Origin of the sequence: Aeromonas sp. QDB30, assembly GCF_027707645.1 — a bacterium.
Lineage (GTDB): Bacteria > Pseudomonadota > Gammaproteobacteria > Enterobacterales > Aeromonadaceae > Aeromonas > Aeromonas caviae.
Genome location: NZ_JAPCIY010000131.1, coordinates 1 through 5,441 on the forward strand (window position 1 = coordinate 1; position 5,441 = coordinate 5,441).

Consider the following 5,441-nt stretch of genomic DNA (forward strand, 5'->3'; position numbering starts at 1 on the left):
GGCATATGGATTTAGGGACTCAGAATACTTTTTTCTGAAAATCAAGGCGGCCTTCCCCGGAAAGCCGCGATGAACCTCTTTTTACCCATGAAAAAGGGGAGCCATGGCTCCCCTTCAATCACCTTGCAACACGGGCTTATTTCTTGCCCGGGTTGTCCCAGATCCCCTCTTCCAGCTGACTGCGCAGCTCGGGGTACTTGTTGGCATCGAAGGTGGGGACGCGCCCCAGCTTGAGCTGGTCGTTGTAGTCCTTGGCCAGCTTGATGGCGACGCCGGAGAGCAGCAGGATGGCCACCAGGTTGACGATGGCCATCAGCCCCATGGAGACATCCGCCAGAGCCCACACGGTCGGCAGCTCGCCCACGGAGCCGAACATCACCATGCCCAGCACGAACATCCGGAACAGCATCAGGCCGCCCTTGTGGTTGTGCTCGAGGAACACCAGGTTGGTCTCCGCATAGGAGTAGTTCGCCACGATGGAGGTGAAGGCGAAGAAGAAGATGGCCGCTGCGATGAAGATGTTGCCACCGCCGCCCACCTGGGAGGAGAGCGCACGCTGGGTCAGCTCGACACCGGTCACACCGGAGCCCGGCTCGAACTGGCCGGACATCAGGATGATGGCGGCAGTACAGGTACAGATGACGATGGTATCGAGGAAGACACCCAGCATCTGCACATAACCCTGGGAGGCCGGGTGCGGCGGATAGGGGGTGGCGGTGGCGGCAGCATTGGGGGCAGAGCCCATGCCCGCCTCGTTGGAGAAGAGGCCGCGCTTGATGCCGTTGATCATCGCCTGGGAGATGGCATAGCCCATGGCGCCGGAACCCGCCTGCTCGATGCCGAACGCAGACTTGATGATCAGGGCCAGCACGCCGGGCAGCTCGCTGATGTTCATGGCCACCACGAACAGCGCCATCAGGATGTAGGCGAGCGCCATGAAGGGCACCACCAGCTCGGCGAAACGGGCGATGCCGCGGATGCCGCCGAAGATGATGAGGCCGGAGAGCACCACCAGGGCCAGACCGCTCACCCAGTCAGGGATGCCGAAGGCGACGTTCATGGCCAGGCTGATGGAGTTGGCCTGCACCGCGTTGAACACCAGACCGAAGGCCAGCAGCAGGCAGAGGGAGAAGACCACCCCCATCCAGCGCATGCCGAGGCCGCGCTCCATGTAGTAGGCGGGACCGCCCCGGTAGTTGCCATCCTCATCCTTGACCTTGTAGAGCTGGGCCAGGGTGCTCTCCACGAAGGCGGTGGCCATGCCGATGAAGGCGATCAGCCACATCCAGAAGACGGCGCCAGGGCCACCCAGATAGATGGCGACGGCCACACCGGCCAGATTGCCCGTCCCGACGCGTGCCGCCAGGCTGGTACACAGAGCCTGGAAGGAGGAGATGCCGGCGCTGTCGGATTTGCGACTGTTGCGCAGGACCGAGAACATGTGGCCGAAGTGGCGGATCTGGATAAAGCCCAGACGGAAGGTAAAGAAGATACCGACCCCGATCAGCAGGTAAATGAGCACGGCTCCCCACATCAGGTCGTTAATCATTGCAATCAAGGTGTCCATAATTCTCTCGTTGTTATCACATCCATGGCCAGTCTGCGCTGACCGCTCTCTGTCAATTTCCGAACCAGCATTGCGCCGAAGGGGCGGAATCTAGCATAGCGAGGGAATTCAGAATAGTGACAGGGCTCACTGGGGAGACAAAAAACGAGCAATTTGATGCAAAAAAGCTTCATTTAGCACGCAATAAATCAACAAAAATTGATGCGCAACCCAGCCCCACACAAATTAGAGCCAATAGAGAACCATTTTACAACTCATCCCATGGGGGTAAAAACCGCTGAGTGAAACGAAACCAGGGAGACAAGCGTTTGCCTCTCATGCCTCATCGGCAAGGGGTTGTAACGCAAAACGTTTTACACGTAATTAAATTTCAAGTAGCTGACAGAACTATTTATGTGACCTCCCGCACAAATTCATGAATCCACCAAAATAATTGCGCTTTTCCATGTCGGAGCCAGCCGCCACACCATGAATAAAACTCGTTTTTTATCAAACACTTTCACCCGACAGCCGGTACCGCTTTCACCACCTGGCTGATTCGCATACAAGCCCCCCTATTGCAGGATGCGCCACATCCGTATTAATTAGGCAGGCAATGACGATGGGGCCTGCCCATCGCCCCTTTCTGAGCCTGAGCCGCCGGGATCTTGTAATTTAATTTCAGAACTGCCGTCTCATGCCCGCCACCCTGGGATTGCTCCCTCATAAAGAGATGATATTTGCCATGGCCGATAAATTGACCCAGCTGAAAGCCCTGACCACAGTGGTTGCCGATACCGGCGACATCGAAGCCATCAAGCGCTACCAGCCCATCGATGCCACCACCAACCCCTCTCTGGTACTCAAGGCCTCCGAGATCCCCGAGTACGCAGCCCTGATCCAGGACGCCATTGCCTGGGCCAAATCCCAGAGCCAGGACAAGGCACAGCAAATCATCGACGCAGGCGACAAGCTGGCGGTCAACATCGGCCTCGAAGTGCTGAAAATCGTCCCGGGCCGCATCTCCACCGAAGTGGACGCCCGCCTCTCCTTCGACACCGACGCCAGCATCGCCAAGGCCCGCAAGCTGATCCGCCTCTACAACGAAGCCGGCATCAGCAATGATCGCATCCTGATCAAGCTGGCCTCCACTTGGGAAGGGATCCGTGCCGCCGAGGTGCTGGAGAAAGAGGGTATCCAGTGCAACCTGACCCTGCTGTTCTCCTTCGCCCAGGCTCGTGCCTGTGCCGAAGCCGGCGCCTTCCTCATCTCCCCCTTCGTCGGTCGCATCCTCGACTGGTACAAGGCCAAGAACGGCCGTGATTACACCGCCAGTGAAGATCCGGGCGTGGTCTCCGTCACCGCCATCTACAACTACTACAAGCAGCACGACTACCCGACCGTGGTCATGGGCGCGAGCTTCCGCAACACCGGCGAAATCCTGGAACTGGCCGGCTGCGACCGCCTGACCATTGGCCCCGCTTTGCTGGAAGAGCTGAGCAAGGCCGAAGGCACCGTGGTGCGCAAACTGGACTACACCGGCGAGCGCACAGCCAAACCGGCCCCGATGACCGAAGCCGAATTCCGCTGGGAGCTGAACCAGGACGCCATGGCCGTCGAGAAGCTGGGGGAAGGCATCCGCCTGTTCGCCATCGACCAGGGCAAGCTGGAAACCATGCTGGCAAGCCACCTGTAAGGCCGCTCGCCACACTGCGCTCACAGAGCGAAGTGGCGCTGCAAAAACCGGGCTCCCGAAAGGGCAGCCCGGTTTTTTTGTGCCTGTTTCCGGTTGTCACAACTTCGTCATAAAAACGTTTTATTTTCAAAGGCGTCGTGTTATACGGATGGTGAAAACCATAAAACCAAGGAGGGAGCCATGGACATGTTCAACTTCGATTTTGACGAGGTCGTTGAGCTGGGTTCACGTAGCCGCGGGACAACGGGAAAAAAACGCAAATGGCGTGAGATTGAGGCGCTTAAAGACAAGCACCGCCTGCAAAAGGAGCTGCAGGCCATCGACATCGCCTATGAAGGATCGGACGACCTGGAGCTCTGATACGCCCACGTCGCCCATGTTTCACTCCAGCGAGTGGAGCCATAAAAACAGCGCCCCGGATTGATCGGGGCGCTGTTTTTATGGATGAACCTCCTGTCAGGCTGCAGGCAGCGAGAGCTGTTTGGCCAGCGCCTGGAAGTGCTGGCTTACCTCCGCTCCGAACAGGGGATCATTGATGGCCCGGTTCTGCCAGAGCTGTTCGAGATGACGCCAGTCATCCTCGGTCAGGGAGTCGCGCAGATGGGGGAAGATGACCCCTTCCTCATAGTTCATGTGCGCCTCCTGCTGCTCGATGAACTGCTCCAGACAGGCCACGAACTGATCCAGCGGGATGACCGCATCCATCAGGATCATCTCCACCATCTCCTTGAGCTCGGTCCCTGCATCCAGCAGACGGGCGTGCTCCTCGTGCAGCCGGTTGGCCACTTCCCCCTCCACCACCCTGTATTTCAGGTAGTAGTCATAAATCATGTCTTCCTTCGGGTGGTGGTACTTGTCGGATACCTCGCGCAGATAATCCACCACATCCCGCAGCAGGAAGTAGCTCACCGGCTGCTCATTGCGAATGGCCGCCAGCTTTTGCTTGAGCAGCGTCAGCAACCGGGTGATGTTGAGGTGGTCCTTATGCAGACTGGATAACATGGGCACTCCTTGCACTGAAATGAGAACACGTCTGTCTCGAGTATACGGTCATTTATTGCCTGAACTTTGCACTCAATCAAGTCGGATGCAGACAGCGGCTGCACCAGCCTCTCACCACAGAGGGCACAGGGGATACCATTTCCCCTGTGCATGCACGGCGTCAGGCCGCCGCCGGATCGGCGCAGACCGAGAGCCAGTCGATGGGACTGCGTCCTTGCTGGACCAGCAGGCGATTGGCCTCGGAGAAGTGGCCGCAACCGATGAAACCGCGATGGGCAGAGAGCGGGCTGGGATGGGGGGCGCTCAGCACATGGTGGCGCGACCGGTCGATGAAGCGCCCTTTCTTCTGGGCATGAGCCCCCCACAGCAGGAAGACAACTCCCTGGCAATGGGCATTGATCCGCTCGATGACCCGATCGGTAAAGGTCTCCCACCCCAGGTGGGCGTGAGAGTGCGCCATGCCCGCCTGTACCGTCAGCACCGTATTGAGCAGCAGCACTCCCTGTCTGGCCCAGGATTCCAGGAATCCGTGATTGGGTGTGACAAAACCCGGCAGATCCCGCTGCATCTCCTTGTAGATGTTGACGAGGGACGGCGGCGTGCGCACTCCGGGCAAGACGGAGAAACAGAGGCCGTGCGCCTGGTCCGGGCCGTGATAGGGATCCTGCCCCAGGATCACCACCTTGACGTCATCCAGCTCGGTCAGTTTGAAGGCATTGAAGACCTCGGTCGCCGGGGGATAGATCACCTTGCCCGCCTCCCGCTCGGCCCTGACGGTGGCCAGGGTGTCCATGAAATACGCCTGCTCTTTCTCCGAACCAATCACATCTTTCCAGGTCAGCACACCCGTCTCCTCTCGTTGCGAATCCACTCCTTCCATCCTGGCTGGCATGCCAACCTCTCCCTCTCCCCATTCCCCGCCTTCTGTCCAGCTTGGCACCGCTATCTCCTCGGTCAATAGAGCAAGGGGCTCAGGATAGGGTCCTCGCCCCCAAGACGCAACCGCATGGAGGTCAGGCTCAGCCTGGCCAGCCTGGGAAGTGGCGGCGTTCACGGGCAATGACCGGGGCTGCGTCGACACAGGAATAACAGGACGTCCTTCGGACAGGCCTCATGGGCAGGCCAGGGCGGGATCGCACTTTGTTAATGAAATTTGAACAGGCAGATCGTCTGTGATCTAATCGCGTCTCCATGCAG

Annotated in this window: 5 protein-coding genes; 2 read left to right on the forward strand and 3 right to left on the reverse strand. The window is 58.8% G+C overall.

The window, feature by feature from the left end:
• Nucleotides 1-136: 136 nt before the first annotated feature.
• Nucleotides 137-1,567 carry an alanine/glycine:cation symporter family protein gene (locus PG896_RS20415; RefSeq protein ID WP_010673860.1) on the reverse strand — a complete coding sequence of 477 codons (1,431 nt, stop codon included), beginning with the start codon at nucleotides 1,565-1,567 and terminating at the stop codon, nucleotides 137-139.
• A 724-nt stretch (nucleotides 1,568-2,291) separates the two neighbouring features.
• On the opposite strand from PG896_RS20415, the gene tal reads away from it, so the two are divergent.
• The gene (gene tal / locus PG896_RS20420) at nucleotides 2,292-3,242 is read left to right on the forward strand and encodes a transaldolase (RefSeq protein ID WP_010673859.1); all 951 of its coding nucleotides are present in this window, start codon (nucleotides 2,292-2,294) and stop codon (nucleotides 3,240-3,242) included.
• Between the two features lie 180 nt (nucleotides 3,243-3,422).
• Complete coding sequence (locus tag PG896_RS20425; RefSeq protein ID WP_010673858.1) at nucleotides 3,423-3,602, forward strand: DUF3545 family protein; 180 nt, start codon at nucleotides 3,423-3,425, stop codon at nucleotides 3,600-3,602.
• A 96-nt stretch (nucleotides 3,603-3,698) separates the two neighbouring features.
• Here PG896_RS20425 and PG896_RS20430 read toward each other — a convergent pair whose 3' ends face one another.
• Complete coding sequence (locus PG896_RS20430; protein WP_010673857.1) at nucleotides 3,699-4,244, reverse strand: hemerythrin domain-containing protein; 546 nt, start codon at nucleotides 4,242-4,244, stop codon at nucleotides 3,699-3,701.
• A gap of 160 nt (nucleotides 4,245-4,404) precedes the next feature.
• On the reverse strand, nucleotides 4,405-5,088 hold the full coding sequence (gene ung, locus PG896_RS20435; RefSeq protein ID WP_244054061.1) for a uracil-DNA glycosylase: 684 nt from the start codon (nucleotides 5,086-5,088) through the stop codon (nucleotides 4,405-4,407).
• Between the last annotated feature and the right edge of the window lie 353 nt (nucleotides 5,089-5,441).

Excerpts from the sequence above, each read along its gene's own strand:
- tal (WP_010673859.1), top strand. The coding sequence starts at position 2,292 with ATGGCCGATAAATTGACCCAGCTGAAAGCCCTGACCACAGTGGTTGCC.
- PG896_RS20425 (WP_010673858.1), top strand. The coding sequence starts at position 3,423 with ATGGACATGTTCAACTTCGATTTTGACGAGGTCGTTGAGCTGGGTTCA.
- PG896_RS20415 (WP_010673860.1), bottom strand. The coding sequence starts at position 1,567 with ATGGACACCTTGATTGCAATGATTAACGACCTGATGTGGGGAGCCGTG.
- PG896_RS20430 (WP_010673857.1), bottom strand. The coding sequence starts at position 4,244 with ATGTTATCCAGTCTGCATAAGGACCACCTCAACATCACCCGGTTGCTG.